This window comes from Anaerolineales bacterium, from assembly GCA_030583885.1.
Lineage (GTDB): Bacteria > Chloroflexota > Anaerolineae > Anaerolineales > Villigracilaceae > Villigracilis.
Map to the genome: position 1 here is coordinate 956,873 of CP129480.1, position 23,454 is coordinate 980,326.

Below are 23,454 nucleotides of genomic sequence, written 5' to 3' on the forward strand. Positions count from 1 at the left end.
GGATATCCCGAGTGATTCCGAAGGGGCGAAAAACAAGTAAAATGGTTACCCTGGTGAAAATGTTCAATAAGATCCTGATCGCCAACCGCGGTGAGATTGCCATCCGCATCGTGCATGCCTGCCGCGAACTTGGTATAAAGACCGTCGCCGTGTATTCCGAGGCGGATGCGAATTCCCTGCACGTTCAACTTGCGGATGAATCTATTTTTCTCGGCGGCGCGGCGCCAAAAGAATCCTATTTGAACGCGGACAAACTCATCCATGCGGCCATTCAAAGCGGGGCGGATGCCATCCATCCGGGCTACGGATTCCTCTCCGAAAACGCCTCCTTCGCAGGGACAGTGGCTTCCGCCGGCCTGACATTTATCGGCCCCTCAGCCGATTCGATCCGCGCGATGGGCGATAAAGCCGAATCACGGATCAGGATGAAGCAAGCGGGTGTCCCGACCGTGCCGGGCTTCGAAGGCCTGGAGTCAGTTGCGGATTTCAAAAATGTCGCAAAAAAGATCGGTTATCCTGTCCTTGTCAAAGCGGCGGCAGGCGGGGGCGGGAAGGGGATGCGCGTGGTCGATGCCGAAAGCGAATTGAGCGAAGCCGTTGAATCCGCGCGGCGCGAGGCATGGAATTCCTTCGGCGACGGGCGATTGCTCATCGAAACATATCTGGCGGACGCGCATCACATTGAAATTCAAGTCTTTGGCGATAAACACGGCAACCTCGTGCACTTATTTGAGCGCGAATGTTCCGTGCAGCGCAGGCATCAAAAGATCATCGAAGAATCCCCATCCCCGTTGCTTACGCCGGAAATCCGCGCGGAAATGGGGAAAGCGGCGGTCACAGCCGCCAAGGCGGTGGATTATTTCAATGCGGGTACAGTCGAATTTATTTTTGACCCGCAGGCATCGCAATATTACTTCCTCGAAATGAACACCCGTCTGCAGGTCGAGCATCCCGTCACCGAAGCCGTCACGGGGCTTGACCTTGTCCACTGGCAGATTCGCATCGCGGCCGGCCGGAAATTCCCCTTTGCGCAAAATGACATCCACCCGCGTGGACATGCCATTGAGTGCCGTGTCTATGCCGAAGACCCTGCGGATGGATTTTTACCGAGCACGGGCAGGCTTTTGCAATTCATCGAACCGCGCGGACCGGGCATCCGTGTAGATTCCGGTTTTGCGACCGGCAGTGAAGTTACGCATTTCTACGATCCCCTGCTGGCGAAGTTGATCGTCCATGCCGAGACTCGCGAAGCCGCAATTCGGAGGATGGAAACCGCATTGCGTGATTTTATCGTCCACGGCGTGGTGACGAATATTGACTTCATGCAGGCGGTGTTGGCACATGCTGATTTTCAACGAGGCAAAGTGTCCACGAGGTGGGTGGAGAAGGTTTTGGACTCGGGCGGCTTGACCCAGCAATCATCCGAACTTAATATGTTGATCGCCGCCGCCCTGGCGGATGTGGTCTTTGTGGGCGGCAGGGCACAATCCGCCGTCTCGAACGAAACCGATCCCTTCAACCCGTGGCGACAGGCAAGCGGATACCGAATTGGAGGATGAACCGTGATCTCAATGGGAATCCTGTTGCTTGTTACAACAATAATCTTGCTTACCAGCTTTCGCCGCCTGCCCGGAATTGGCATCGTTGCCGCTCTGCTGATCATTGCCGTCACCCTCTGGTTGAGAGGCGATGGGCTGGCGGGCTTGGGATTCCTTCCACTGGAAAACTGGATCACGACGGTCCTTTGGAGCATTTTTCTGGGCCTGGTGATCCAACTGCTTTCCACGCTGGTGATCGAGCCGTTCTCGGACAGGGTCACGAAAAGCAAAACCGACCATTCCATGTTCGATGGTTTGCGCGGAAATTTGAAGGGTTTCCTGCTGATGCTGGTGGTTGTTTGGGTTGTAGTGGCGTTCGTGGAAGAGGTCATCTTCCGCGGCTACATGATGGGTGAACTCATTGCCGTGTTCGGGAATTCGAAACTTGTTGTTGGCGCTATCCTGGTACTCACCTCGGTCATCTTTGGGCTGGCGCACTGGTATCAGGGGCAGAGCGGCGCACTCAGCACGGGAGTTATCGGCTTCATGATGGGATTGATCTTCATCTACACTGGCTATAATCTCTGGCTCCCTATTTTGACTCATGGATGTATCGACACGGTCGGCTTGTTCCTGATCTATACCAATCTCGATAAAACCCTGCAGGAACGGATAAATATATTCAAATGAAAGTGACCTTCGAGACAACATCCATTGAGATCAATCCGTCGGATGATGGGTACATGGCTGTGCTGGACGGGCGGGAGATATCCGTTCATGTCCTCCGCGCGGAGAATGGCAGGATGGACCTGCTGGTGGACGGTCAACGGGTTGTAGCGTACATCTCTTTGGATGGCGCGAAGCGCTGGGTGACGGTGGGCGGGCACACATCCGCGCTCACGAAAACATCCGGCGCAAAACGCGGCGTCCGCCACGACCATGCCGGGGGATTGACCGCCCCGATGCCGGGTCAGATTCGAAGCGTTGCGGTGGGCGTGGGGGATGCCGTGAAGAAGGGTCAAACTCTTTTGACGATGGAAGCCATGAAGATGGAAATCCGCATTCAGGCGTTGAAGGATGGCGTGGTCAAATCGGTTTCGGTGACGCAAGGGCAGACGGTGGAGCGCGAACAGATCCTGATCGAGATGGAGGCATAATGACCGGAAAATATTTCGATGAACTCGAAGTTGGGATGAAGTTCAAACACGGCGGGCGCACGGTGACGGAGATGGATAACGTGCTGTTCTCCGCGCTGACGATGAACACCCAGCCGCTTCACCTTAACGAGGATTTTGCCTCCCGCACCGAATTCGGTCAGCGGCTGGTGAATGGGATCTTCACCTTCGGTCTGGTCGTCGGCCTGACCGTGGCAGACCTGACGGAAGGCACCATCGTGGCAAATTTGGGCTACGATAAAATCGTGCATCCCAACCCCGTCTTTCACGGCGACACGGTCTATGCGGAAAGCGAAATTATTGAAAAGCGCGAATCCAAATCACGACCCAATGCAGGGTTGGTGAAAATCAAATGCACGGGGAAAAAGCCCGATGGCACGGTTGTTGTCGAGTTTGAACGGACGGCGATGTTTTTGAAAAAAGCGAGTTAGAAAGTTTACAGGTCGGAAGGTTTGAACGTTTCAACTTTCCAACATTCAAACCTTGAAACGGAGAATCAATGCGTTCGCGACGAGCCTTGCTCTACATGCCCGGTGACAACTGGAAGATGATCGCCAAGTCCATCACACTGGGCGTGGATTCGATTTGCATGGATATGGAAGACGGCACCGCCGTCAACAAGAAGGCGGAGGCACGCGCCACGATTGCCAAGGCGCTGCAGGAATTGGACTTCGGTGGGAGCGAAAAACTGGCGCGCATCAACTCGGTCGGTTCGGGCTGGGAGAAGGATGATATTGAAGCCGTCCTGCCGTATCATCCTGCTGGCATTGTGATTCCGAAGGTTGAATCGTTTGAACAAGTCGAATGGGCAAGCAAAATTATCGAAGATGCCGAGTTGAAACACGGCTGGCAAATCAATTCGATCCGCATTTTGATCGGCGTGGAAACCGCGAAGGGAATTTTGAATCTCAAGGAGATCGCAGCGCATCCGCGTTTGGATGCGGTCATCTTCGGCGGGGAGGACTTCGCCGCGTCCATTGGCGCGACGCGCACGAAGGATGCCGTCGAATTGCTGTATGCGCGGCAGGCGGTCATCGTCGCTTGCGCGGCGTTTGACTTGCAGCCCATTGATATAGTCACGATCGATTACAAAGACCTGGATGCACTTAAAGCCGAAGCGGAGTTCGGGGCAGGACTAGGCTTCAGCGGGAAACAGGTCATTCACCCGAATCAAGTTTCGGTGGTGCAGGAGGCGTTCACTCCGTCCGATGAAGCGGTTGCCTACGCACGAAGAATCGTCGGGATGTTCGAAGCGAGTCAAAAAGAGGGCAAAGGCGCGTACTCACTCGACGGTAAAATGATCGACATGCCGCTGGTGAAGAGCGCACAGAAGGTGCTGGCGCGGGCAAAAAAACGGAAAGCAGACTTCAGTCTGCCCGCGCATGGTGAAAACGCGGACTGAAGTCCGCAATCCGAAACAGGAGATTACATTGCTATCCATCATCTTTGGTCTTGCATCCGCGCTCAGTTGGGGCGCGGGCGATTTTACGGGCGGGCTTGCGGCGCGGCGCGTGGGCGCGTACCGCGCCGTATTTTATGCCGAGGTCGTCGGCGTACTTTTTCTTTTTATCGTGCTTGCCTTTGTCGGCGAACCTCTGCCTGACCGCCGCGCACAGATATTTGCGCTGGTTGCTGGCGTATTTGGCACGATGGGACTGATGCTGCTGTATCACTCCATGACCCTCGGCTTGATGAGCATTGCCACGCCCGTTTCCGCGCTGCTGGCGGCGGCGCTGCCTGTGGCGGTTGGCATGATCACCGAAGGCTTCCCCGGCTATTTAACCTTCATCGGATTTGGCTTCGCCCTCTTCGGGGTGTGGATGATCTCCCACAGCGAAGGCGGCATGACGGACATTCTGGCGCATCTCTCGGACTTGAAACTGCCCCTGCTCGCAGGCATTGGATTCGGCTTTTACTTTGTCTTCATGCACGAAGCCACGTACGATGGAGGCTCAATCTGGCAGATGATCCTTTCACGCTCAAGCGGCATGGCGCTTGTCGTCACGTACCTTCTGCTCACCCGCTCCTCGTGGAAGGTCGAATTAAACGCCATGCCCATCATCTCCGCGAACGGACTGCTCGATATCGGCGGAAATTTCTTCTTCATCCTGGCTGGGCAGGCGGGGCGGTTGGACGTTGCCGCTGTGATCAGTTCGCTCTTCCCGGGTGCAACGGTTTTTCTCGCGTGGGTTTTCCTTAAAGAACGTCTCAACCGCAATCAGTGGATTGGAATTTTCGCAGCATTGACCGCGATTGTTTTAATGACCATATAAGGAGATCATCTTATGGATTCCGCCTATGAACACAATTATGTTTTAGAGCAAAAGGGGATGTTCTCTTCCGCTGATCTCAAAGAGAATCAGCAGGGACGCTATTCACCCGCCCAGTTGCAACGCTTCCAAAACGAACGCGATTTTATGCAATACAATGCAGTAAAGTACGAGAACAAAAGCCCGTTGATCTCCCTGGTTTTCAGTTTTGGACTGGTCGCCTTTGCCGTGGTTTTATATTTTGTAGGTGTCTTTGATGTTCTTCAATCCAGCCTGAGTGGATTGTTCCTGCCTGTGATGGCATGTGCGGGAATCCTTGCCGTCCTGTTCGTTTTCGTCATCGTCCCGCGCCAGTATCGATCTTCTGTGGAGATGGCGAAGGGCTTGGGTACACCGCTTGCAGCGGGTCCCTTGGGTGATATCCAGGTGATCGAAGCATGCGCAGAGACGTTCAAGTCGCAGGGTGGCATCAACCGCCGTGGGCATCAATCGCCAAACGTTTCCTGCATCTTGAAAATGGAGGGCATCGAATTCAGGCTCAGCGACTCGTTTTTCGAGGTCATCCAGCCAAAACGGATGTACCGCGTCTACGCCGTGAAAGATCAGGGTGCATGGGTGCTGTTGAGCATGGAGACATTGGAATAGAGATTCTGCAATATCTGTGGTACACTTTCGTCCGCTCTCAATGGAGGGCGAATTTCTGGGAAATAGTTTTGGTCACTCTGAACGACAAGCCCGATGAAACAATATCGGGCTTTTTTGTTGGGCGGGCTTCCTTGCAAAAGGAAACCTTGTTGACAGGAAGAAAGTAAGCGGAGTCATCAAAACAACCCATAACCGTGGGGACACAGCCTCGCTGCGTCCCTGCAACAAGGATAAAGATGACAACCGATTTTTCTTCTCTCCACCTGCGTGACGAGATCATGCAGGCGATCACTGAACTCGGCTATGCCGAGCCGACACCCATTCAACTGGGCATGATTCCGCTCATGCTCACCGGCGTGGATGTGATCGGTCAGGCCCAAACCGGCACCGGCAAAACCGCCGCCTTCGCCCTCCCCATGCTCAACAATTACATTCATCAACGCCTGCCGCAGGCCCTGGTGCTGGCCCCCACGCGCGAACTCGCGCTTCAAGTGGCCGCCGCCATGAACGACTTCGGCAAGCATCTTAAAGTGCGCGTGCTGGCTGTCTATGGCGGGCAGCCCTATGGACCGCAGATCAACCAGCTCAAACGCGGCGTGGATATTATCGTCGGCACACCGGGTCGCATCATTGACCTGATGGCGCGCAAGGTGCTCGACCTGAGCGCCGTCAGGACCGTCGTGCTGGATGAAGCCGATGAAATGCTCAACATGGGTTTCATCGAACCGGTGGAGGAGATCCTCTCTGCGACTCCCTCCACCCGACAGATGGCACTCTTCAGCGCGACGCTGCCCACACGCATACGTGCGCTGGCAGACCGCTTCATGCGCGATCCTCAATCTGTCACCATAAAAAAATCGACCCTTACCCTTTCAGGCACTGAACAACGCTATTACCTCGTCCACGAAGGCGACAAATTGTCCGCGTTGACAAATCTTTTTGAGGTGGAGCCCATCACCAGCGCGTTGATCTTCGTCCGCACCCGTGTCGAGACGGGACAACTCGCCGGCCAGCTCTCCTCGCGCGGATTCCCCGCCGAAGCCTTGAACGGCGATCTCGAGCAAAATGCGCGTGAACAGATTCTCGGCAGGTTCCGCTCCGGGCAGATCAAGGTGCTGGTTGCAACCGACGTTGCCGCGCGCGGTTTGGATATTGACAATATTTCGCACGTCTTCAACTACCACCTGCCTGACGATGCCGAGGTGTACATCCATCGGATTGGGCGCACAGGGCGCGCCGGCAAGACGGGCATTGCCATTTCATTATTTGCTCCGCGTGAGAAACGTCGTTTGCGCGAGATCGAATCCATGACCAGGCAGGTGCTTACCCTTGCCAAACTTCCCACCGCGCAGGAAATCAATCAACGCCGCGAGAATCAGGTGCTGGAGCAGATGAAGATCTGGCTTGGGCGTGGACGTTTCCAGCAGGAGCGTGAGCTGGTCGCGCGTTTGGTGGAGGAAGGTCACGACCCCATGGAGATTGCCGCCGCCGCCTTGAAGTTATCCCGCGCGGCGGAGAAACAGCGCCCCGTTGCAAATGTTGTGGATGCCGTGGTCGAGAGTCGCTCTCCGCGTGGCGAACGCGAATTTGGTCGCGGCAGGACCCAGGTCAGAGGGAGACGCGATGCGGCCGGGAACAAGCGCACCTCGCATGAGGCGGGCATGATCCGACTGAAGATGAACAAGGGCAGGGAGCATGGGGTCCGTCCGAATGATATTGTCGGCACGATTGCGCATCATGCCGATATCCCCGGCAGTTCGATCGGCAAGATCCGCATCGAGGATCGTTTTACCTATGTGGATGTGCCGCAGGACCTCGTGGAAAAAGTCTTGAAGCACAACGGCAACTATCGCATCGGCAGGGATAAATTCAGCCTGGCGAAATCGTAACATCCATTGACACATTTTCGCGCACATGATAAAGTTGCGCCTTAAGGATACCAGTACGTTCGCTTTGGAAGTATGTCGATCGGCTCATGGGTTCAAATCCATGGGCCGTTTTGTTTTATCTGTTCTGGCGAAAGGACCGGTTCCTCCATATTTCTTTTTTGCCGAAGGAGGCAAACGATGTCAGAACGTATTTCAGGTACAGTCAAGTGGTTCAACGGAAGCAAGGGCTACGGCTTTCTCGAACGTGAAGGCGGCGCGGATGTTTTCGTGCATTTCTCCGCGATCCAGGGTGATGGCTTCAAGAATCTCGAAGAGGGGCAGAAGGTCGAGTTTATCGTTGAGCAGGGACCGAAGGGTCCGCAAGCCAGCGAAGTCGTTGTCGTCAGCTGATTGATGCATAACTGTACAAAAAATCCCGGGAGTACCCCCGGGATTTTTTATTTGGTATGGTTCATGCGGCAAATATCCGGGCACCGCGCGCATCATATCGGGTGATTTGACGACATCCACATCGTTCCATAGAATCGTCCCTTTGGCTGGCTTGGTGATGACCGCCAGCATCCGCATGAATGTGGATTTGCCCGCGCCGTTCGGTCCGCATAAGCCTAAAATGCCAGGCTGAACTTCAGGGGAGAAATCTTTCAGCCCCCAGAAATCGCGTTTGTATTGTTCGCCGAGATTGGTGATAGTGAGCTGCATAAGACTTCTTTACTGTGAAATACAAAATATCGGATGTATCCATGCGCTGATCTGTATTTTGACTGTGGTACATTAATGCCGCAGGCCGGGCGGCAGGATTCCCCATATTATTCATCCATATAAATCAAATACTCGACACCATTCTTTCCGTTGTTTTTCACCGAATACATTAGCGTATCGGCGATGCCCAGGATCTGGTCTACCGAGATGTTGGGAGAGGTCAGGGTCAATACCCCAATGCTGAAGGTGACAGACCATTTGCGGTCCAGCATTTTCCCCGATAATTTTTCAACCATGTTCGAAATGGCGGTGCGGGCGGATGTTGCATCCGTCTCGGGGAGAAGGATGGCAAACTCATCGCCTCCCATGCGGGCAATGATGTCGGTCTTCCGCAGATTTTTCTTGATGTGTTCCGCAATCGCGCGCAGGACGGTATTGCCGAACGAGTGGCCGTATGTATCGTTGATGGTTTTGAAATTATCGATGTCAATGAATGCGATGGTGAAGGGATGCTTATAACGAATGGAACGGTCAAGCTCCCTTTGCATGAGCTCATTGAAGAGGCGGTTGTTGACCGTGCCGGTCAGGAAATCCGTGCGCGCCTGGCTCCTCTCCTGTTCGAGCGTTCTCAGGAGCAGCACGGGGAATAAAAAGAAACCCAGGCGGATGATGGTGTTCCAGAAATAGGTGAATATGTTCGAGTATCTTGCGCCGGAGAGGATGTCGACCGCAAGCCATATCCCTGCGCTGATACATGCAACCAGGATGCCCGAGTTGCCCTTGATCGCCCACGAGAAAATGGTAATGGGTATTAAATAGAAAAGCGAAAAGGAAAGTTCCGCGCCCGTTACATAATCGAGTGCCGAGACGATAAACAGAAGGATAACCCCCGTTGTGGTCCAGAAGATTCTGCCTGCAGATTCCAAAACTGCAATCAATCGCGCCAACATTTTGGAAGTATACCCTGCTATGGATGGGGGTGAATAAAAAGGACGGATACCTTTCGAGGTATCCGTCCTTTTTATGGTTGATGTTCCTACCCGTGCCTGCTCATGAACCTTTCCATTCGCAGGAGGGCTTCCTCGATCTTTTCATATGCGGTTGCGTAACATGCCCGTACAAAGCCGTCCCCGCCGGGGCCAAAGGCATTGCCAGGCACCACGGCAACCCCCTCTTCATGCAGGAGAGTCTCCGCAAAGGTCTCGTCGTCCATGCCGGATGCCCGGATGTTGGGAAATGCATAAAAAGCGCCGCGCGGCTCGAACGTCGAAAGACCGAGGCGGTTAAGTCCAGCCACCAACAGCCTGCGGCGGCGGTCATATTCTGTCACCATTTCCTGCACGTAGGGTTCGCCGGTCTTCAAGGCTTCGATGGCGGCGTCCTGTGCGGTGGTGGGCGCGGACATGATGGTGTATTGATGGATGCGCACCATGCCCGAAATGATGTCGCTTGGTCCGCAGGCGTAACCGATGCGCCAGCCTGTCATGGCATAATCTTTTGAAAAGCCGCCCAGCAACACTGTGCGCCGCCGCAGGCCTTCATCCAATGCGGGGAAGCAGACATGTTCAAAGTCATAGACGAGGCGGTCGTAGATTTCATCCGAGACGACGAGCAGGTCGTGCTGCTCCGCGATTCTGCCGATCTCCAGCATCACTTCGCGGGGAGCAACAGCGCCTGTTGGGTTGGATGGGTACCCAATAAAGATAACTTTTGTGCGCGGCGTGATGGCTTTGCGGATGTCGTCGGGGTCAATGGTGAAATTGTTCTCAAGCCGCGCAGGGATTTCCACCGGCAGGCCGCCGGCGAGGATGACCTCGGCTTGATACGAGACAAAACATGGCGTGGGGATGATGACCTCGTCACCGGGATTCAGGATCGCAGTAAACGTGAGGTACAACGCCTCCGAGACGCCGACCGTTGCAACGATCTCGCTCGCAGGGTCATATTTCACGTTGTATAATTTTTGCAGATTATCTGAAATACCCTGCCGCAGTTCGATCCTGCCGTGATTGGATGTGTAATGCGTCTCGCCGTTTTGCAACGAGCGGATGCCTGCATCCAGGATCGGCTTGGGCGTGGTGAAATCCGGTTCGCCGATGCCGAGCGAGATCACATCCTTCATCGTCGCGGCAATATCGAAAAACTTGCGAATGCCGCTGGGTTTCAACCCGGCCACACGTTTTGAAAGTCTTTGCACTTCACTGATTTCCTGCATCGAGCCTCCTTACGCTCAGCCGCCGTCCCCGGCGGCGAGGTTTAAATGGGTCGCACGTGCCAGTCGTCTGAAATTTCCTGGTACGTTAATTCAAACGCCAGACCTTCCACGGTCTTGACGCAAAATCCTTTTTCGGCGGGCCCGCGCCAGCGCGAAAAAATCTCCGCAATTTCATGGCGCTGTCCCTGCCACACAAGCGAAAGCGGGCGCTCCGCGTATTCCGTATCCGAGCGGCATTCAACTGTGTGCATGATTCTATGATGTGACCGAACTTGTGTCGCCGATATTCAATTGCGACACGTGGCCATCGCCTCTTCCCCTGACCCTGGCCTGCCTGCCCACGAGGGAGCGGGTCAAGGTTGCATCTTTTATCTCGCAATCCGCCTCGACGATGGATTCTGAAATTTGAGCATTCTCGATCTTGCAATTCGCACCGATCGAAGTGAACGGTCCAATTTTTGAATTGCTTATTGCGGCGCTTTCATGAATGGCAACAGGCCCAATGATTTCAACATTTGAACCTTTGAATTTTCCTGCTTGCGAACCGATCTTCTCCAAGAGAAACTTGTTCGTGTCTAATGTTGCCTCGATCGTGCCGGTATCCAGCCAGGTGCTGATCTTGTTCGTGCGCACCTTCGCTCCACCTTCGATCATCAGTGTGATGGTGTCGGTGAGAAAGTACTCGCCCTTGAGCATCAACCCGCGTTCCATTTGTTCATCAATTGCGGCAAGAAGTTTTTTCGAGTTTTTGAAGTAGTAACACCCAACCACCACGAGGTTGTTGTCCATGCTTTGCGGCTTTTCAATGAAGCGCTTCACCCAGCCGTCTGTGCCTTCCTCCGCCACGCCGAAGCGGCGCGGATCTTCCACGGGCATCACCCACGCCACACCGTCCGAATCCTCCTTTGAAAGGAAGGAGAAATCCGTTTCCATCAAAGTATCGGAAAAACACACGATCAGCGGTCCATCTAAATATTCACGCGCCAATGACAGGGCATGGGACTGTCCCTTCATCTCATGTTGGACAACATAATGCGCCTTGAGATTCGGGTAGTTCTCTTTAATGAAGGCTGGGATTTGCATCTCGCCGAGATAAGGTCCGACAATGAAAACATACTCCGTGTTTTCAGGGTCAGGCAGGGACTTGAACATGTCAAGCAGATGCTCGAGCGAGGTCTTGCCCGCCACGCTGACCAGCGGTTTGGGCTTGCTCCAGGTGTGCGGCCGCATGCGGGTTCCCCAGCCGGCCATGGGGATGACGATTTTCAGGGTTTCTGCCATGTCATTGATTGTCCGTTTTGAAGTTGAATTGTCTTTTCTGTATTATACCGTCTGCAAATTCTCCGCCAACAACAGCTTTGAAAATTGCTACCATTCCCCAAATTTTGACTGCAATGTTCCTGTCCTGTATTTTTCCAACAGACTGTGGTGGGAGGTGTAGGTGTTTTCAGGGAGTTCACGTAATGGAAAAATCCGTACTTCTGCAATCTCACCATCGGATTTTCCCGTTATCTTGAAATCCTTGCATAAAAAAACAACCGTGTGATCGGTCTTCCATTGGATGAAGTTCGTGAAGACTCCCAGCAATGCGACACCGTTCAATTCTGCACCTGTCTCTTCGCGGGCTTCGCGGCGTGCGGCTTGCTCAAGGGTTTCGTTTCGATTCAATCCGCCGCCGGGCAGGAACCAGCCCGGCAAGTATGTGTGGCGGACAAGCCAGACCGCGTCATTTTCCACCAGCATCACCCGCACTCCCATGCGGACGGGACGAAAAAGGAAACAATAGATTTTGAAGCCAAGGTAGAGCAGGCGGTAATACATTTATGTATGCCCCAGCACCGGGTGGGGCTGATAGAGCTCTTCCAGTCGTTTGATTTCTTCTTCCGTGAGTTTGATGTCAAGCGCGGTAATTGCCTGATCCAAATACTCGATCTTGCTGGACCCGATAATTGGTGCGGCGATATGGGGCTTGTTCAACACCCAGGCAAGTGCAATTTGAGAGGACGTCATGCCGCGTTCTTTTGCAACTTCTGCAGCGCGGTTCGCCACCTTGAAATCATCTTCACGCCCGTAAAGTTCTTTGAAAAAGCCGTCGGTTTTATAGCGAGGAGTTTCTACACCGCTTTTGCTGTTGCGGGCAAAGAATCCGCGCGCCATCGGGCTCCAGGGGATGAGACCAATGCCCTGATCAACGCACAGCGGAATCATCTCGCGTTCTTCTTCGCGATACACAAGGTTGTAGTGATTCTGCATGGACACGAACTTCGTCCAGCCGTTCATTTCGGCGACATGCTGTGCTTTTGAGAACTGCCACGCAAACATGGACGACGCGCCGATATAACGCGCCTTCCCCGCGCGGACGACATCGTTCAAACCTTCCAGCGTCTCTTCGATGGGGGTGTTGTAGTCCCAGCGGTGGATCTGGTACAGGTCCACATAATCCATTTGCAGGCGTTTGAGCGAGTTGTCAATGGAGTCCATGATGTGCTTGCGGGAGAGTCCGCGGTCGTTGACATCATTGCTCATCTGCCCGTGGACTTTGGTTGCAACGATCACATTCTGCCGCTTCACGCCAAAGTGACGGAGTACATTACCTGTGATTTTTTCACTTTCGCCAAGCGAGTACACATCCGCTGTGTCGAAGAAGTTGATGCCCGCATCCAGCGCCTTTTTCACGAAAGGCTTGGCTTCTTCTTCGGTCAATATCCACTCGCGCCAGGTCTTCGAGCCGTAGGTCATCATGCCGAGACACAGGCGTGAGACTTTCATTCCAGTTTTGCCGAGGTTGGTGTATTGCATGGGGGTCTCCTTTATTACTGTGCTCCCTCCGCCGTCCCCGGCGGAGCTGTCGAAGCCTGCCATTCGTTCATATCAGTAATCCCAATGATTGGGCTCCTCCCATAGTCATAATAGCCCGCGCTGGAATAAACATAATCCGCCCTGTCGTTTGCCAATCTCCAATCCCTTGCTATCGGGTTTTGATGAATATATTCCATTTTCTGTTGAAGAATTTCCATGGAGAAGATATTTTTCGCCTGAATATCCTGCCAGATGCTGTGATGATGACGCGGATCGCGCTTTTGTTGCTGAAATATCTTTAGCCATTCATTTCTTTCATCTTCCCGAACTTTCCTGAGGATTTCATGCGTTGTATATGAGCCAAATTGTTGTACAGTTTCTCCCATGGTTTGCTTTTCTGGTTTGATGATGATATGGGCATGGGTTGGCATGATAACAAACGCGAAAAGCAAGAGCCGTTTCTCTTGTTGCATCCATGAAAGCGAACTCAAAATAACTTCAGCGTATTTTGGATTTTTGAACAAGGGAATCCATTCAACGACGGAAGCTGTGACAAAGTAAAGGTGAGTTGGGTCGTGAATGGAGTTGAAAGTCATAAATCGAAATTACACCTTAATCCGCAGCGCCGAGGACGGCGCTTAGAGCGTTTAGATAATTTTCAAATTCGCCAAACTTGCGGCGAGACGTTTGATGCCGACCGATTCAAAGACCACGTCAATGATCTCGTCACCGTCTTGCATTCTTGTGTCAAGGACGATGCCTTCGCCCCACATGGGGTGCTGGACGCGAGTCCCAGCTTTGTACAAGGCTTGGGTGACAGGAGCAGATTTCCCCGAAGAAGGAAGCGACCACTTTACATCGGATGGTGCGCCGCGCATCGAACGTCCTGTGCGGGTGCGCCCGACCAGCATATCCGTTGGGATGTCATCCATGAAGCGCGAGGGGAAGGTTTCCTCCGCCATGCCGCGACCGCCGCGTTGAATGGCGCGCAGGAGATAGAGGCGGTCTTTGGCGCGGGTGATGCCGACGTAAAAAAGGCGGCGTTCTTCCTCCATTTGTTCGGGCTCGTCGAAGGAGCGGCTGTGCGGCATGATGCCGTCGTCGAGTCCGACGATGAAGACCGCGCCATATTCGAGCCCCTTGGCGGCGTGGAGCGTGAGCAGGGTGGGCGCGTTGGCGTCGGTGAGCGTGTCCTGGTCGGAGACGAGTGCGACGTTTTCGAGAAATTCATCGAGCGTGCGCGTGGAATATTCGAGTGCGAGACGTTTCAACTCCTGCACATTCTCCCAGCGGTCGAGGCTTTCTTCTGAGTCATCTTCGACAATGTGTTCTTTGTAATTGATGTCGCGCACGATGCGGTCGAAAAGTTCGGCGACGGTGGCGGTTTGCGTGAGCGCATGCCAGTTGGTGAACATGCCGCCAAAGTCTGCGAGCGGGACGGCGGCGCGCCCGGTGAAGGATTTGTAGAAAGGTGACTCTGCGCCACGAGCAAGATCGAGCAGGATGTTCCCTGCATTGGTGTTGTTCTGGCGTGCGACCATGTGCAGGGTGGTGAGAGTCTTTTCGCCGATGCCGCGCGGCGGAACGTTGATGATGCGCCCGAGGGCGGCTTCGTCCGCAGGATTGTGGGCAAGGCGCAGGAAGGCGATCATGTCCTTGACTTCGCGGCGTCCGTAAAAGCGTTGTGCGCCGACCAGTTTATAAGGAAGGCGTGCCTGCAAGAAGGCTTCTTCAAGCAAACGGGACATGGCGTTGGTGCGGTACATCACCGCGCAATCTTTTGGCTCGAAATCTCCCGAGGCAACGAGCTGCGCGATGGTATCCACAACGAAGGAGGCTTCGCCGTAATCGTCACGCGCTTCATAAAAGAAGATCTTCTCGCCCGCGCCGCGGTGACTGAACAGGCGTTTTTTGCGGCGGTTGCTGGCGCGATCAATGACGCCCATTGCCACGTCGAGGATGTTTTGATGCGAGCGATAATTCTGTTCTAAGAGTATCACTTGTGCATCAGGAAAGTCTTGCTCAAATCTTCTTATGTTTCGGTAGTCCGCCCCGCGCCATCCGTACACTGATTGATCGGGATCCCCAACGCAAAATATATTTCTATGATGTGATGCAAGGTGTTTCACCAACGCATACTGCGCGAGATTGGTATCCTGAAATTCATCCACTAGGACATGACGGAAACGCTGGGCGTATTTGTCACGCACAGGCGGGTTGTCCTCTAGAAGTTGCGCGGTGTAAACCAAAATGTCGTCAAAGTCCACGGCGTTGCTGGCGACGAGCCGCTTTTGATACTCGGTATATACTCGCTTGACCACTTCGTCGCGGTAGGTGTTGATGGGGAAGTCATCGGGCAGGATCAGTTCGTTCTTGACGCGCGAGATCGAAGCATGCACACTTTGGGCGCGGTACAACTTCTCATTCAAATTCATCTCGCGGATGATGGCTTTGGTCAGGCTTTGCTGGTCGTCTGAATCGAAGATGACGAAATTTGATTCAATCGGCAGGTGTTCGGACTCGCGGCGTAGAATCCGCGCGCAGATGGAGTGGAAGGTTCCGAGCATCATCCCTTCGGTCGCCTGCTCGTTCAAAATGGATTTGACACGCGCATCCATTTCTTTGGCGGCTTTGTTGGTGAAGGTGACAGCGAGGATCTGCCACGGGCGGACGCCTTCGTTGGCGATGAGGTAGGCGATGCGCTGTGTCAGCACCCGCGTCTTTCCGGACCCGGGACCTGCCACGACCAAAACAGGCCCGTCCGCCGCTGTGACAGCGTTTCGTTGCTGGGGGTTGAGTTTATCGAGGAAGTCCATGAGAGACATTATAAAGGCTCTGGCGACGACATTGCCCCCGCCTTATATAAATGGTTTACAGGGCAGGGGTGACCCGCCCTGTTTGAACCATTTATCTTGATGCGCCTGACGGGCCGCCCTTACTCGTCAAGTTCAGATGTGCAGTTCGGACAGCGCGTGGCTTTGATGGGGATGACACTTATACAATATGGACAATCTTTTGTGGTCGTGTCCGCGGGCGGCGGGGCTTTCTTCATCTTGTTGACGGCTTTGATAATCAGGAAAATGACGAAGGCAATGATGAGAAAGTCAATGATGGATTGCACGAATGCGCCCCAGGCAATGGCTGCCTCTTCACTAATGGGGATCGATTGTTTGCTGAAGTCAATGCCTCCCATCAACAGACCGATCAACGGCATAAAGATGTCGTTGACGAGCGAGGTGACGATCTTGCCGAAGGCGCCGCCGATGATAACGGCAACGGCGAGGTCGAGCACGTTGCCGCGCATGATGAATTCCCTGAATTCCTTGAGCATGGTCATTCTCCTTGTTGTTTCTGTTTTGTTTTTATTCTATCAGGTGAGGCCTGTCAACGATCGGATCGATTATGGTTCGGGTTGTCGGACAAAGTGCATGCTTAATGCGATGAACAGTCCGCCTTGTATGTATATGTCCCGATAAAAATGGTCTTGACTCCCCTTCGGGTTGCATGATAAACTCACACCCACTTGAAAAAAGCACATCTTATGGAAGGAGGCGCACGCCCAATGTTTATGGACAAGATTTACATTCCCCCCTCTCTCACCGGCGTTGCTGGTGTCGATAGCCGTAGTGCGCCTGTTCGTCGCTAGGCAACAACCTTGTTGTCCCGCGACCACGGCGCGCCAAGCCCGTGGTCGTTTTTATTTAACCGTTTGCAAAGCGGCCATGGGTTAATGATGACCCATGGCTTTTTTTGTTGTTTTGGAGGAGAAATGCTAGACATTCAAACCCAGTTGTTTGAAGCGACGGATATCCGTTTCGGTCCCATTGACCATGAAACGCATCCTGAGATCGAATCCAAATGGTCGCATGATACTGATTTCATGCGCCTGATGGAACTTAAACCAGTCCGTCCGCTTTCGCCGGCGATGGTGAAGAAACAGTATGAAGCTGTCGAAAAGGAGATGGAGCAGGATAAGAACCTCTTCTATTTCACCATCCGTGCCCGCGAAGATGACCGTTTCATCGGCAAGGCGCTTGTGGAATGGATCGATTGGGCGAACGGCAATGGCTTTGTCCGCCTTGGGATCGGCGCGCTGGAGGATAGACGCAAGGGCTACGGCTCGCAGGCATTGACCATGCTCCTGCGCTATGCCTTTGGCGAGTTGAACCTGTACCGTGTCACTGCGGTGGTGGCTGCCTATAATGAAGGCGCGATCCGCCTCTTCCAGAAGTTCGGCTTTATGGAAGAGGTACGTCGCAGAAAAGCCCTGCACCGTGACGGAGAATTTTGGGACATCGTCTCTTTCGGCTTGTTGAATACCGAATGGCGCGAGCAGGCGTCGGCGTAGGGGGAGGCGATGAAAGACATCTATCGCGGCACCCTCGTCCGCCTCGCCTCCGAATCTGCGGAGACGATGGCCCAATCCTTTGTCAAATGGGATCGCGACTCGCAGGCACACCGCCTTGGTGACAGTGCGCCTGCGCAGTTATGGTCGGAGAAAAAGACCAGGGAGTTTGTCGAAAAGAATGACGACAAACAAGGGAACAGTTTCCGCTTTGCGATCCGCACGCTTAATGAAGATACATTGATTGGTGTTACGTCGCTGTGGGTACATTCGTGGACCCACAGCGACGCATGGCTTGGCATTTTTATTGGTGAGCGCGAGTATAGGGGTAGGGGCTTTGGCACAGATGCCATGCGCCTGATCGTGGGATATGGATTTTGCGAGTTGAACCTGCGGCGCATTACGCTTGGCTTGCATTTGTACAATGAACGTGCTTTGAAGTCCTACTTAAAGGTCGGTTTTACACTCGAAGGACGGGCGCGCGGTGAAGGTTTGCGTGACGGCGTCCGTTACGATGGCCTGTATATGGGATTGCTGCGCGAGGAATGGAAGGCGCAAGGTGCGGCATGAACGATTTTTTGAAGGGCAAAGTGGTACGGCTTGGGGCAGTGGATCACGAAGAGTTGGGCAAAGCCTACGCCATCTGGAATCGCGATTCTGAATTAAAACGGTTATCCGATTCAAGTGCATCGCGTCTGCACTCGTCGAAGGCGGGGTTTGCTTTTTTTGAGAAAGACCTTGAAAAAGCAAACCCCGCCCGGCATTATTTTTGCATCCGCGCCATCGAAGATGACCGCCTGCTTGGCAACATCAATCTTGACGTCATCCATGACTGGGCTTCGCGTGATGCCTTCGTTGGTATCGGTATCAATAACCGTGAAGACTGGGACAAAGGCTATGGCACTGAGGCGATGACCCTCATGCTGCAATTCGCTTTTACCGAAATTAATCTGCGTCGTGTCACGCTTGCCGTGTTTGAATACAACCCTCGTGCGGTCCGCTCCTATGAAAAGTGTGGTTTTCGCATCGAAGGGCGCCAGCGCAGCGCATTGCTCAAGGATGGAAAACGCTGGGATATTATTTATATGGGAATTTTATTGGACGATTGGATGGAATTGAACAATGAAAAAGGAAACGCTTCTTAACTCAAACTTGAACTTACGCGCTGTCACCTGGGCGGATGCCCACGCTGTGGCGCAGCTCATCTACGAAGTCTGCCAAGCAGACGGTGATGTCACTGTTGCTTTAACACCCGAGGAATTGCAGCACGAGTGGCGCAGCGAAGGCTTCAACCTCGAAACGGACGCCTTTCTCATGGAAACACAGGATGGGCGTGTGGTTGGCTACCAGGACTTCGATAATGTAAAAGATCACGCCCATTTAGCCATTGACGGCTATCTTCATCCCGACTTCAAAGGGTTTGGCATTGACCGTGTCTTGTTGGAGCGCGCCGAGGAACGCGCCCGCGAAGAGATGAAACTCACCGCGCCCGACCTGCGCGTGTACATCCGCAGTACGATGGATGGCAAGGATGAAAATGCCATCAACCTGCATAAGGAGATGGGTTACGTCCCCGTCCGCTATTTCTGGCGTATGGAGATCACGTTGGATGAAACGCCGGCCATCCCTGCCTTTCCTGCGGGAATCGAACTGTATCCCTTTGACAAGGAGGCGCATGGACGCCTTGTCTGGCAGGCGGATAATGAAGCCTTCAGCGAACATTGGGGCAGTCACGGCGCCACTTTTGAAAAGTGGTCTCATAGGAAATTCGGAAGACCTGAATTTGACCCGGCTTTGTGGCTGGTTGCCTGGGATGGCGATCAGATTGCGGGTTTCTCCCAAAATCGCTTTCGCATGGGAATTGGCTGGGTCGGCACGCTCGGAGTCCGCAAACCGTGGCGTAAAAACGGGCTTGGACTGGCATTGCTTCAGTATTCGTTCCATGATTTCTACAACCGGGGAACGAAGACCATCGGTCTCGGCGTGGATGCGTCCAATTCCACTGGCGCAACCCGTTTGTATGAAAAAGCGGGCATGCATGTGGCGAGCGAATTCGTTACATTTGAGAAGGAACTTCGGCCAGGACGAAGTTTTGAAGATTAAGAGGACATCATGAAGGAAAAGATCGAAACCTTACACATCTCATTGCCGGAAGGATTTACCGTCCGAGGCGCGAATTTAAATGATATCCAACCTGCGATCGAAATGATCAACGCATGGTCGCAGTCCGTGATACAGCAGGATGACATCACCGATGCTGGAGCGATCCGCACGGAATGGGGCTCGCCGGGCTTTGATCCTGCGCGGGATATCCGCCTCGTCGTTTCGCCTAAAGGGGAAATGGCTGGCTACATTGAGGTGTGGACAAACGCCAAACCGCCCGTCCATCCGTGGATCTGGGGACGTGTCCACCCGGACTTTGACGGGCTGGGGATCGGCACATGGCTTTTACAATGGGCGGAAGCGCATGCCTGCCGCGTGCTGGACGACCTGCCAGCAGACCTGCGCTTCGCTCCCCGGACGGGGACATTACGCGCCGCTGTAGATTCCAAAAAACTATTCGAGGATCGCGGTTTTTCCTATATCCGCAGTTTCCACCAGATGCACATCGAGATGGATGAAGCGCCCCCCCCTCCGCTCTGGCCTGAGGGAATCACCGTCCGCACCGCCGACCCCGAAAAGGACATCCAGACCGTGTATGCGGCAGCCGAAGAATCGTTTCGCGACCATTTTGGTCACATCCCTGAGCCGTTCGAAGAAGGCTTTGCGCGTTTCAAGCATTTCTTCACAGGGGAAGGTTATGATCCGACTGTCTGGTTCCTTGCAATGGATGGCGATGAAATTGCCGGCGTCAGTTTGTGCCGCCCGAGGTCCTATGAAGATGCCGATCTCGGCTGGGTAAACACCCTCGGCGTCCGACGCCCCTGGCGTAAAAAGGGACTTGGGCTGGCGCTCCTTCAGCACAGCTTCGGCGAGTTTTTTCGGCGCGGCAAGCGCAAGGTTGGCCTTGGTGTGGACGCGGAAAACCTGACCGGCGCCCTGCGCTTATATGAGAAGGCAGGTATGCATGTTCACCTGGTGTTTGACACGTATGAAAAGACGATTCGCACAGGACGTGAAATCAGTGTAGAATCTCTGTCAGAATAAAAAATGGTTTCCTGCCAAGGAGAGACTTATGAATCTGCGTTGTATCTATTGCCAGACCCCGTTCACCCTCAGCCGCGTTGAAATGCTTGGCGCGATTGTGACCATGAACGAGAAGAATCAGAATCACTACGACGCGCATTGTCCGCGATGCCGCCGCGCTAATTCCATTTCCCGCCAAAGAATGGAGCTGTTCTTCCCGAACTGGCGCGAAGCCGCCAAACAGCAAGCCTCCGCGCCACCGCCCACACCTGCTTCTTCGGTATTAAAGACCCAGCCTCTTACAAAAGAGAAGAGGCTGGAAGCCAGTAAGATGACGACCAAGAAAGCTCCGGCGAAGAAGGCGCCTGCAAAAAAGGCACCCGCCAAGGCATCCTCCCCAAAGAAGACGCCGAAGAAACCTGCCGCCAAGAAAACGACCCCTGCCAAACCTGCCGCAAAGAAGGCGCCTGCAAAAGGCAGGAAGAAGTAGTAGGTTTGGTAAGCCGGGGAATGTACCGAAAAACGTTTATGTTTCATGCAAAGCCGAAAAGACCAGCCTCTTTAAGGCTTTGTATTTTTCTGGGATAAAGTAATGGGTATTCGTGCAGTTTTCTTTGATTTTGGCGGTGTCCTCCAGCGCACAGAATTTCAGGCTCCGCGCCAGCATCTGGCGGAGCGTTTTGGCATGGACTATGACGATATGGACAAGCTCGTTTTTGGCGGCGGTCCGAATGGCACTGCCGCAAAGGCGACCACAGGCGAGATCAGCGTGGATCAGCATTGGAAGTCTGTTGCCCGCAAACTCAAAATTCGGGACGATGAGATTGCAGCACTTGAAGCTGAATTTTTTGGCGGCGATGTGATTGATTGGTCGATGGTCGGGTTCCTGCGATCCCTGCGTCCGCGCCATAAAACCGGACTTATCAGCAATGCCTGGTCTGACATGCGTGAATACCTGCTCAAAAAAAAACTTGATGATGCCTTTGACCATCTGGTCATTTCCGCGGAGGTTGGCATTGCAAAGCCTGACGGGAGGATCTATCATCTTGCGCTGCAGCAGGCGCAGGTCAAGGCGCATGAAGCGGTCTTTGTGGATGATGTTAAGGTTAATATCGAGGCCTGTCAGGAAATCGGCATGCAGGGCATCCTCTTCAAGGAGCCGCAGGAAGCCATGGGTCAGTTGAAACAACTGTTGAAGATCAAATGAAATTCAACCAATAAAGCGGGGAATTCTTTGATCCATTTTGAAGGCCGTGAATATCATGATGATGAAAAGTGATTTATTTTTACGCAACCTCGGTGAGGGGCTGATTCTGCGCCGCGCTTCCGCCGAAGACGCGGATGCCGTTGCGGACATCAACAGCCGCCTGCACAGCGACGATGGACCCGACAAGCCGGACCCGCGCATCGCTTCATGGACCCGCGACCTGCTCGCCAGGCCCCATCCGACTCTCAGCCCGCGCGACTTTACCATCGTTGAGGAAACTGCCAGCGGGCGCATCGTTTCGACGTTATGCTTGATCCCCCAAATATGGACCTACGAGGGCATCGAGTTTGGCGTGGGACGGCCGGAACTTGTCTGTACCCTGCCCGAGTATCGCCGGCGTGGTCTTGTCCGTGTGCAAATGGAGCAAGTTCACAAATGGAGTGCCGAACGCGGTCATCTCGTGCAGATTATTACAGGCATCCCGTTTTACTACCGCCAGTTTGGTTATGCTATGGCTTTAAATTTTGTGGGCCGCCGCTTTGGTTTTGAACCGCATGTGGCGGCATTAAAGGGTGGCGAGACGGAGAAGTTCACATTGCGCCCCGCCGTGGGAAAGGATGTGGATTTTATTTTGAAAATCTATCAGGAAAATGAAAAGCGCTACGCAGTTTCCTGTGAACGCACCCCTGAGATCATACATTATGAACTGAACGGGCAAAGCGTGGATAATGTCAATCATTTTGCCATGGCGGTGATCGAAGATGCGGGCGGGGAACGGGTTGGGTATATTCAGCACGCCACTTCATTGTGGTTCGATGGCTTGTATTGCACCTATTATGGGCTTGCTGCGGGAATCTCGTGGCTGGAGGTTTCGCTAAGTGTGGCGCGTTATTTATGGAGGCAGGGCGGCGAATATGCCAGGCGCGATTCGCAAACCCGCACTTCGTTTGGCTTCAGCCTTGGCGAGCAGCATCCTGTATACGAAGCAATGGACGATAAACTTCCTGCCCAGCGCAAGCCGTACACGTACTATGTCCGCGTGGCGGATCTGCCTGCATTCCTGAACCGCGTCAAGCCTGCTTTGGAGAAGCGGCTGGCCGGGTCCATTGCGGTTGGGCATACCGGCGAGCTGCGGATCAGTTTTTACACAAGCGGCTTGCACATGGTTTTCGAACGCGGAGCGATCACCTCCATCGAGCCTCTTCGAATTACTTCCGGAGTTGGGACCGACGCCAGCTTTCCCGATCTGACCTTCCTGCATCTTCTCTTTGGCCACCGTACTTTGGATGAATTACGCCACGCCTTTACCGATTGTTACTGGGAAAATAACACCGCGCGGGTGTTGTTGAAGGCCCTCTTCCCCAGGCGCCCGTCGGATGTGTATCCGATTTATTAGTTGCTCTTCGAAAACCGGGTCAACCCGCAGGAGGCGGGAGACTGCTCGTGAAGCTTCCATTTTGAGGCAGGGGATAGGTTAAAGGGACAAAGCGGCCGTCCCTGCTTTTCCCAAACAAGAGTGTTAGGAGGATTAATTGACGCAATATCC

At 53.7% G+C, this 23,454-nt stretch carries 26 protein-coding genes and 1 pseudogene; 17 read left to right on the plus strand and 10 right to left on the minus strand.

Translation table 11 applies throughout. The features are described 5' to 3' along the window. The first annotated feature begins 59 nt into the window (after positions 1 to 59). The 9 genes from QY332_04850 (at position 60) to QY332_04890 (ending at position 7,907) form a co-directional block, all read left to right on the plus strand. The gene (locus tag QY332_04850; GenBank protein WKZ37256.1) at positions 60 to 1,559 is read left to right on the plus strand and encodes an acetyl-CoA carboxylase biotin carboxylase subunit; all 1,500 of its coding nucleotides are present in this window, start codon (positions 60 to 62) and stop codon (positions 1,557 to 1,559) included. Positions 1,560 to 1,571: 12 nt separating this feature from the next. Next, positions 1,572 to 2,228, plus strand: a complete 657-nt coding sequence (locus tag QY332_04855) for a CPBP family intramembrane metalloprotease (protein WKZ38462.1) — start codon at positions 1,572 to 1,574, stop codon at positions 2,226 to 2,228. Continuing rightward, complete coding sequence (locus QY332_04860; protein WKZ37257.1) at positions 2,225 to 2,695, plus strand: biotin/lipoyl-containing protein; 471 nt, start codon at positions 2,225 to 2,227, stop codon at positions 2,693 to 2,695. The genes QY332_04855 and QY332_04860 overlap by 4 nt, the downstream gene beginning before the upstream one ends. Continuing rightward, positions 2,695 to 3,144 (plus strand): MaoC family dehydratase, encoded by a 450-nt coding sequence (locus QY332_04865; protein WKZ37258.1) that lies wholly within the window; start codon positions 2,695 to 2,697, stop codon positions 3,142 to 3,144. Before QY332_04860 ends, QY332_04865 begins: the two co-directional genes overlap by 1 nt. Positions 3,145 to 3,212: 68 nt before the next feature. Next, complete coding sequence (locus tag QY332_04870) at positions 3,213 to 4,115, plus strand: CoA ester lyase (protein ID WKZ37259.1); 903 nt, start codon at positions 3,213 to 3,215, stop codon at positions 4,113 to 4,115. 28 nt (positions 4,116 to 4,143) lie between these two features. Then, positions 4,144 to 4,986: a DMT family transporter gene (locus QY332_04875; GenBank protein ID WKZ37260.1), complete on the plus strand. Its 843-nt coding sequence runs from the start codon at positions 4,144 to 4,146 to the stop codon at positions 4,984 to 4,986. 12 nt (positions 4,987 to 4,998) lie between these two features. Next, positions 4,999 to 5,628 carry a hypothetical protein gene (locus QY332_04880; GenBank protein WKZ37261.1) on the plus strand — a complete coding sequence of 210 codons (630 nt, stop codon included), beginning with the start codon at positions 4,999 to 5,001 and terminating at the stop codon, positions 5,626 to 5,628. 236 nt (positions 5,629 to 5,864) lie between these two features. Beyond that, the gene (locus QY332_04885) at positions 5,865 to 7,517 is read left to right on the plus strand and encodes a DEAD/DEAH box helicase (GenBank protein ID WKZ37262.1); all 1,653 of its coding nucleotides are present in this window, start codon (positions 5,865 to 5,867) and stop codon (positions 7,515 to 7,517) included. A 177-nt stretch (positions 7,518 to 7,694) separates the two neighbouring features. After that, positions 7,695 to 7,907 carry a cold-shock protein gene (locus QY332_04890; GenBank protein WKZ37263.1) on the plus strand — a complete coding sequence of 71 codons (213 nt, stop codon included), beginning with the start codon at positions 7,695 to 7,697 and terminating at the stop codon, positions 7,905 to 7,907. A gap of 72 nt (positions 7,908 to 7,979) precedes the next feature. Here QY332_04890 and QY332_04895 read toward each other — a convergent pair. The 10 genes and pseudogenes from QY332_04895 to mscL all read right to left on the minus strand — a co-directional run bounded on the left by QY332_04895 (position 7,980) and on the right by mscL (position 16,561). Next, positions 7,980 to 8,216, minus strand: a pseudogene (locus QY332_04895) (ATP-binding cassette domain-containing protein). Positions 8,217 to 8,323: 107 nt separating this feature from the next. Continuing rightward, positions 8,324 to 9,166: a GGDEF domain-containing protein gene (locus tag QY332_04900; GenBank protein WKZ37264.1), complete on the minus strand. Its 843-nt coding sequence runs from the start codon at positions 9,164 to 9,166 to the stop codon at positions 8,324 to 8,326. 86 nt (positions 9,167 to 9,252) lie between these two features. Beyond that, on the minus strand, positions 9,253 to 10,431 hold the full coding sequence (locus tag QY332_04905) for an aminotransferase class I/II-fold pyridoxal phosphate-dependent enzyme (GenBank protein WKZ37265.1): 1,179 nt from the start codon (positions 10,429 to 10,431) through the stop codon (positions 9,253 to 9,255). Between the two features lie 41 nt (positions 10,432 to 10,472). Beyond that, a complete protein-coding gene (locus QY332_04910; protein WKZ37266.1) occupies positions 10,473 to 10,682 on the minus strand; it encodes a hypothetical protein in 210 nt (69 codons plus the stop codon). Positions 10,683 to 10,686: 4 nt separating this feature from the next. Then, positions 10,687 to 11,712, minus strand: coding sequence for a sugar phosphate nucleotidyltransferase (locus QY332_04915; GenBank protein ID WKZ37267.1), 1,026 nt, complete (start codon positions 11,710 to 11,712; stop codon positions 10,687 to 10,689). Positions 11,713 to 11,799: 87 nt separating this feature from the next. Then, positions 11,800 to 12,252: an NUDIX domain-containing protein gene (locus tag QY332_04920; protein WKZ37268.1), complete on the minus strand. Its 453-nt coding sequence runs from the start codon at positions 12,250 to 12,252 to the stop codon at positions 11,800 to 11,802. Beyond that, entirely contained in the window at positions 12,253 to 13,230 is a 978-nt protein-coding gene (locus QY332_04925) for an aldo/keto reductase (protein WKZ37269.1), read from the minus strand. A 14-nt stretch (positions 13,231 to 13,244) separates the two neighbouring features. Continuing rightward, positions 13,245 to 13,826, minus strand: coding sequence for a hypothetical protein (locus QY332_04930; protein ID WKZ37270.1), 582 nt, complete (start codon positions 13,824 to 13,826; stop codon positions 13,245 to 13,247). 51 nt (positions 13,827 to 13,877) lie between these two features. Continuing rightward, positions 13,878 to 16,055 (minus strand): UvrD-helicase domain-containing protein, encoded by a 2,178-nt coding sequence (locus QY332_04935; protein WKZ37271.1) that lies wholly within the window; start codon positions 16,053 to 16,055, stop codon positions 13,878 to 13,880. 110 nt (positions 16,056 to 16,165) lie between these two features. Further along, on the minus strand, positions 16,166 to 16,561 hold the full coding sequence (gene mscL, locus QY332_04940) for a large conductance mechanosensitive channel protein MscL (protein WKZ37272.1): 396 nt from the start codon (positions 16,559 to 16,561) through the stop codon (positions 16,166 to 16,168). Between the two features lie 438 nt (positions 16,562 to 16,999). Between mscL and QY332_04945 the strand changes: the two genes are divergently transcribed. The 8 genes from QY332_04945 to QY332_04980 all read left to right on the plus strand — a co-directional run bounded on the left by QY332_04945 (position 17,000) and on the right by QY332_04980 (position 23,304). Next, on the plus strand, positions 17,000 to 17,578 hold the full coding sequence (locus tag QY332_04945; GenBank protein WKZ37273.1) for a GNAT family protein: 579 nt from the start codon (positions 17,000 to 17,002) through the stop codon (positions 17,576 to 17,578). Positions 17,579 to 17,587: 9 nt separating this feature from the next. Beyond that, positions 17,588 to 18,145 (plus strand): GNAT family protein, encoded by a 558-nt coding sequence (locus QY332_04950; GenBank protein WKZ37274.1) that lies wholly within the window; start codon positions 17,588 to 17,590, stop codon positions 18,143 to 18,145. Then, a complete protein-coding gene (locus QY332_04955; GenBank protein ID WKZ37275.1) occupies positions 18,142 to 18,720 on the plus strand; it encodes a GNAT family protein in 579 nt (192 codons plus the stop codon). The genes QY332_04950 and QY332_04955 overlap by 4 nt, the downstream gene beginning before the upstream one ends. Next, on the plus strand, positions 18,698 to 19,678 hold the full coding sequence (locus QY332_04960) for a GNAT family N-acetyltransferase (GenBank protein WKZ37276.1): 981 nt from the start codon (positions 18,698 to 18,700) through the stop codon (positions 19,676 to 19,678). Before QY332_04955 ends, QY332_04960 begins: the two co-directional genes overlap by 23 nt. A gap of 9 nt (positions 19,679 to 19,687) precedes the next feature. Then, a complete protein-coding gene (locus QY332_04965) occupies positions 19,688 to 20,722 on the plus strand; it encodes a GNAT family N-acetyltransferase (protein ID WKZ37277.1) in 1,035 nt (344 codons plus the stop codon). Between the two features lie 28 nt (positions 20,723 to 20,750). After that, on the plus strand, positions 20,751 to 21,191 hold the full coding sequence (locus QY332_04970; GenBank protein ID WKZ37278.1) for a hypothetical protein: 441 nt from the start codon (positions 20,751 to 20,753) through the stop codon (positions 21,189 to 21,191). A 102-nt stretch (positions 21,192 to 21,293) separates the two neighbouring features. Continuing rightward, entirely contained in the window at positions 21,294 to 21,908 is a 615-nt protein-coding gene (locus QY332_04975; protein ID WKZ37279.1) for an HAD family phosphatase, read from the plus strand. A 55-nt stretch (positions 21,909 to 21,963) separates the two neighbouring features. Then, positions 21,964 to 23,304: a GNAT family N-acetyltransferase gene (locus QY332_04980; GenBank protein ID WKZ37280.1), complete on the plus strand. Its 1,341-nt coding sequence runs from the start codon at positions 21,964 to 21,966 to the stop codon at positions 23,302 to 23,304. Positions 23,305 to 23,454: the final 150 nt, after the last annotated feature.

Excerpts from the sequence above, each read along its gene's own strand:
- mscL (WKZ37272.1), bottom strand. The coding sequence starts at position 16,561 with ATGCTCAAGGAATTCAGGGAATTCATCATGCGCGGCAACGTGCTCGAC.
- QY332_04850 (WKZ37256.1), top strand. The coding sequence starts at position 60 with ATGTTCAATAAGATCCTGATCGCCAACCGCGGTGAGATTGCCATCCGC.
- QY332_04935 (WKZ37271.1), bottom strand. The coding sequence starts at position 16,055 with ATGTCTCTCATGGACTTCCTCGATAAACTCAACCCCCAGCAACGAAAC.
- QY332_04900 (WKZ37264.1), bottom strand. The coding sequence starts at position 9,166 with ATGTTGGCGCGATTGATTGCAGTTTTGGAATCTGCAGGCAGAATCTTC.
- QY332_04955 (WKZ37275.1), top strand. The coding sequence starts at position 18,142 with ATGAACGATTTTTTGAAGGGCAAAGTGGTACGGCTTGGGGCAGTGGAT.
- QY332_04975 (WKZ37279.1), top strand. The coding sequence starts at position 21,294 with ATGGGTATTCGTGCAGTTTTCTTTGATTTTGGCGGTGTCCTCCAGCGC.
- QY332_04870 (WKZ37259.1), top strand. The coding sequence starts at position 3,213 with ATGCGTTCGCGACGAGCCTTGCTCTACATGCCCGGTGACAACTGGAAG.
- QY332_04980 (WKZ37280.1), top strand. The coding sequence starts at position 21,964 with ATGATGATGAAAAGTGATTTATTTTTACGCAACCTCGGTGAGGGGCTG.
- QY332_04865 (WKZ37258.1), top strand. The coding sequence starts at position 2,695 with ATGACCGGAAAATATTTCGATGAACTCGAAGTTGGGATGAAGTTCAAA.
- QY332_04885 (WKZ37262.1), top strand. The coding sequence starts at position 5,865 with ATGACAACCGATTTTTCTTCTCTCCACCTGCGTGACGAGATCATGCAG.
- QY332_04930 (WKZ37270.1), bottom strand. The coding sequence starts at position 13,826 with ATGACTTTCAACTCCATTCACGACCCAACTCACCTTTACTTTGTCACA.
- QY332_04945 (WKZ37273.1), top strand. The coding sequence starts at position 17,000 with ATGCTAGACATTCAAACCCAGTTGTTTGAAGCGACGGATATCCGTTTC.
- QY332_04890 (WKZ37263.1), top strand. The coding sequence starts at position 7,695 with ATGTCAGAACGTATTTCAGGTACAGTCAAGTGGTTCAACGGAAGCAAG.
- QY332_04925 (WKZ37269.1), bottom strand. The coding sequence starts at position 13,230 with ATGCAATACACCAACCTCGGCAAAACTGGAATGAAAGTCTCACGCCTG.
- QY332_04915 (WKZ37267.1), bottom strand. The coding sequence starts at position 11,712 with ATGGCAGAAACCCTGAAAATCGTCATCCCCATGGCCGGCTGGGGAACC.
- QY332_04905 (WKZ37265.1), bottom strand. The coding sequence starts at position 10,431 with ATGCAGGAAATCAGTGAAGTGCAAAGACTTTCAAAACGTGTGGCCGGG.
- QY332_04960 (WKZ37276.1), top strand. The coding sequence starts at position 18,698 with ATGAAAAAGGAAACGCTTCTTAACTCAAACTTGAACTTACGCGCTGTC.
- QY332_04965 (WKZ37277.1), top strand. The coding sequence starts at position 19,688 with ATGAAGGAAAAGATCGAAACCTTACACATCTCATTGCCGGAAGGATTT.
- QY332_04950 (WKZ37274.1), top strand. The coding sequence starts at position 17,588 with ATGAAAGACATCTATCGCGGCACCCTCGTCCGCCTCGCCTCCGAATCT.
- QY332_04910 (WKZ37266.1), bottom strand. The coding sequence starts at position 10,682 with ATGCACACAGTTGAATGCCGCTCGGATACGGAATACGCGGAGCGCCCG.
- QY332_04880 (WKZ37261.1), top strand. The coding sequence starts at position 4,999 with ATGGATTCCGCCTATGAACACAATTATGTTTTAGAGCAAAAGGGGATG.
- QY332_04920 (WKZ37268.1), bottom strand. The coding sequence starts at position 12,252 with ATGTATTACCGCCTGCTCTACCTTGGCTTCAAAATCTATTGTTTCCTT.
- QY332_04860 (WKZ37257.1), top strand. The coding sequence starts at position 2,225 with ATGAAAGTGACCTTCGAGACAACATCCATTGAGATCAATCCGTCGGAT.
- QY332_04855 (WKZ38462.1), top strand. The coding sequence starts at position 1,572 with ATGGGAATCCTGTTGCTTGTTACAACAATAATCTTGCTTACCAGCTTT.
- QY332_04970 (WKZ37278.1), top strand. The coding sequence starts at position 20,751 with ATGAATCTGCGTTGTATCTATTGCCAGACCCCGTTCACCCTCAGCCGC.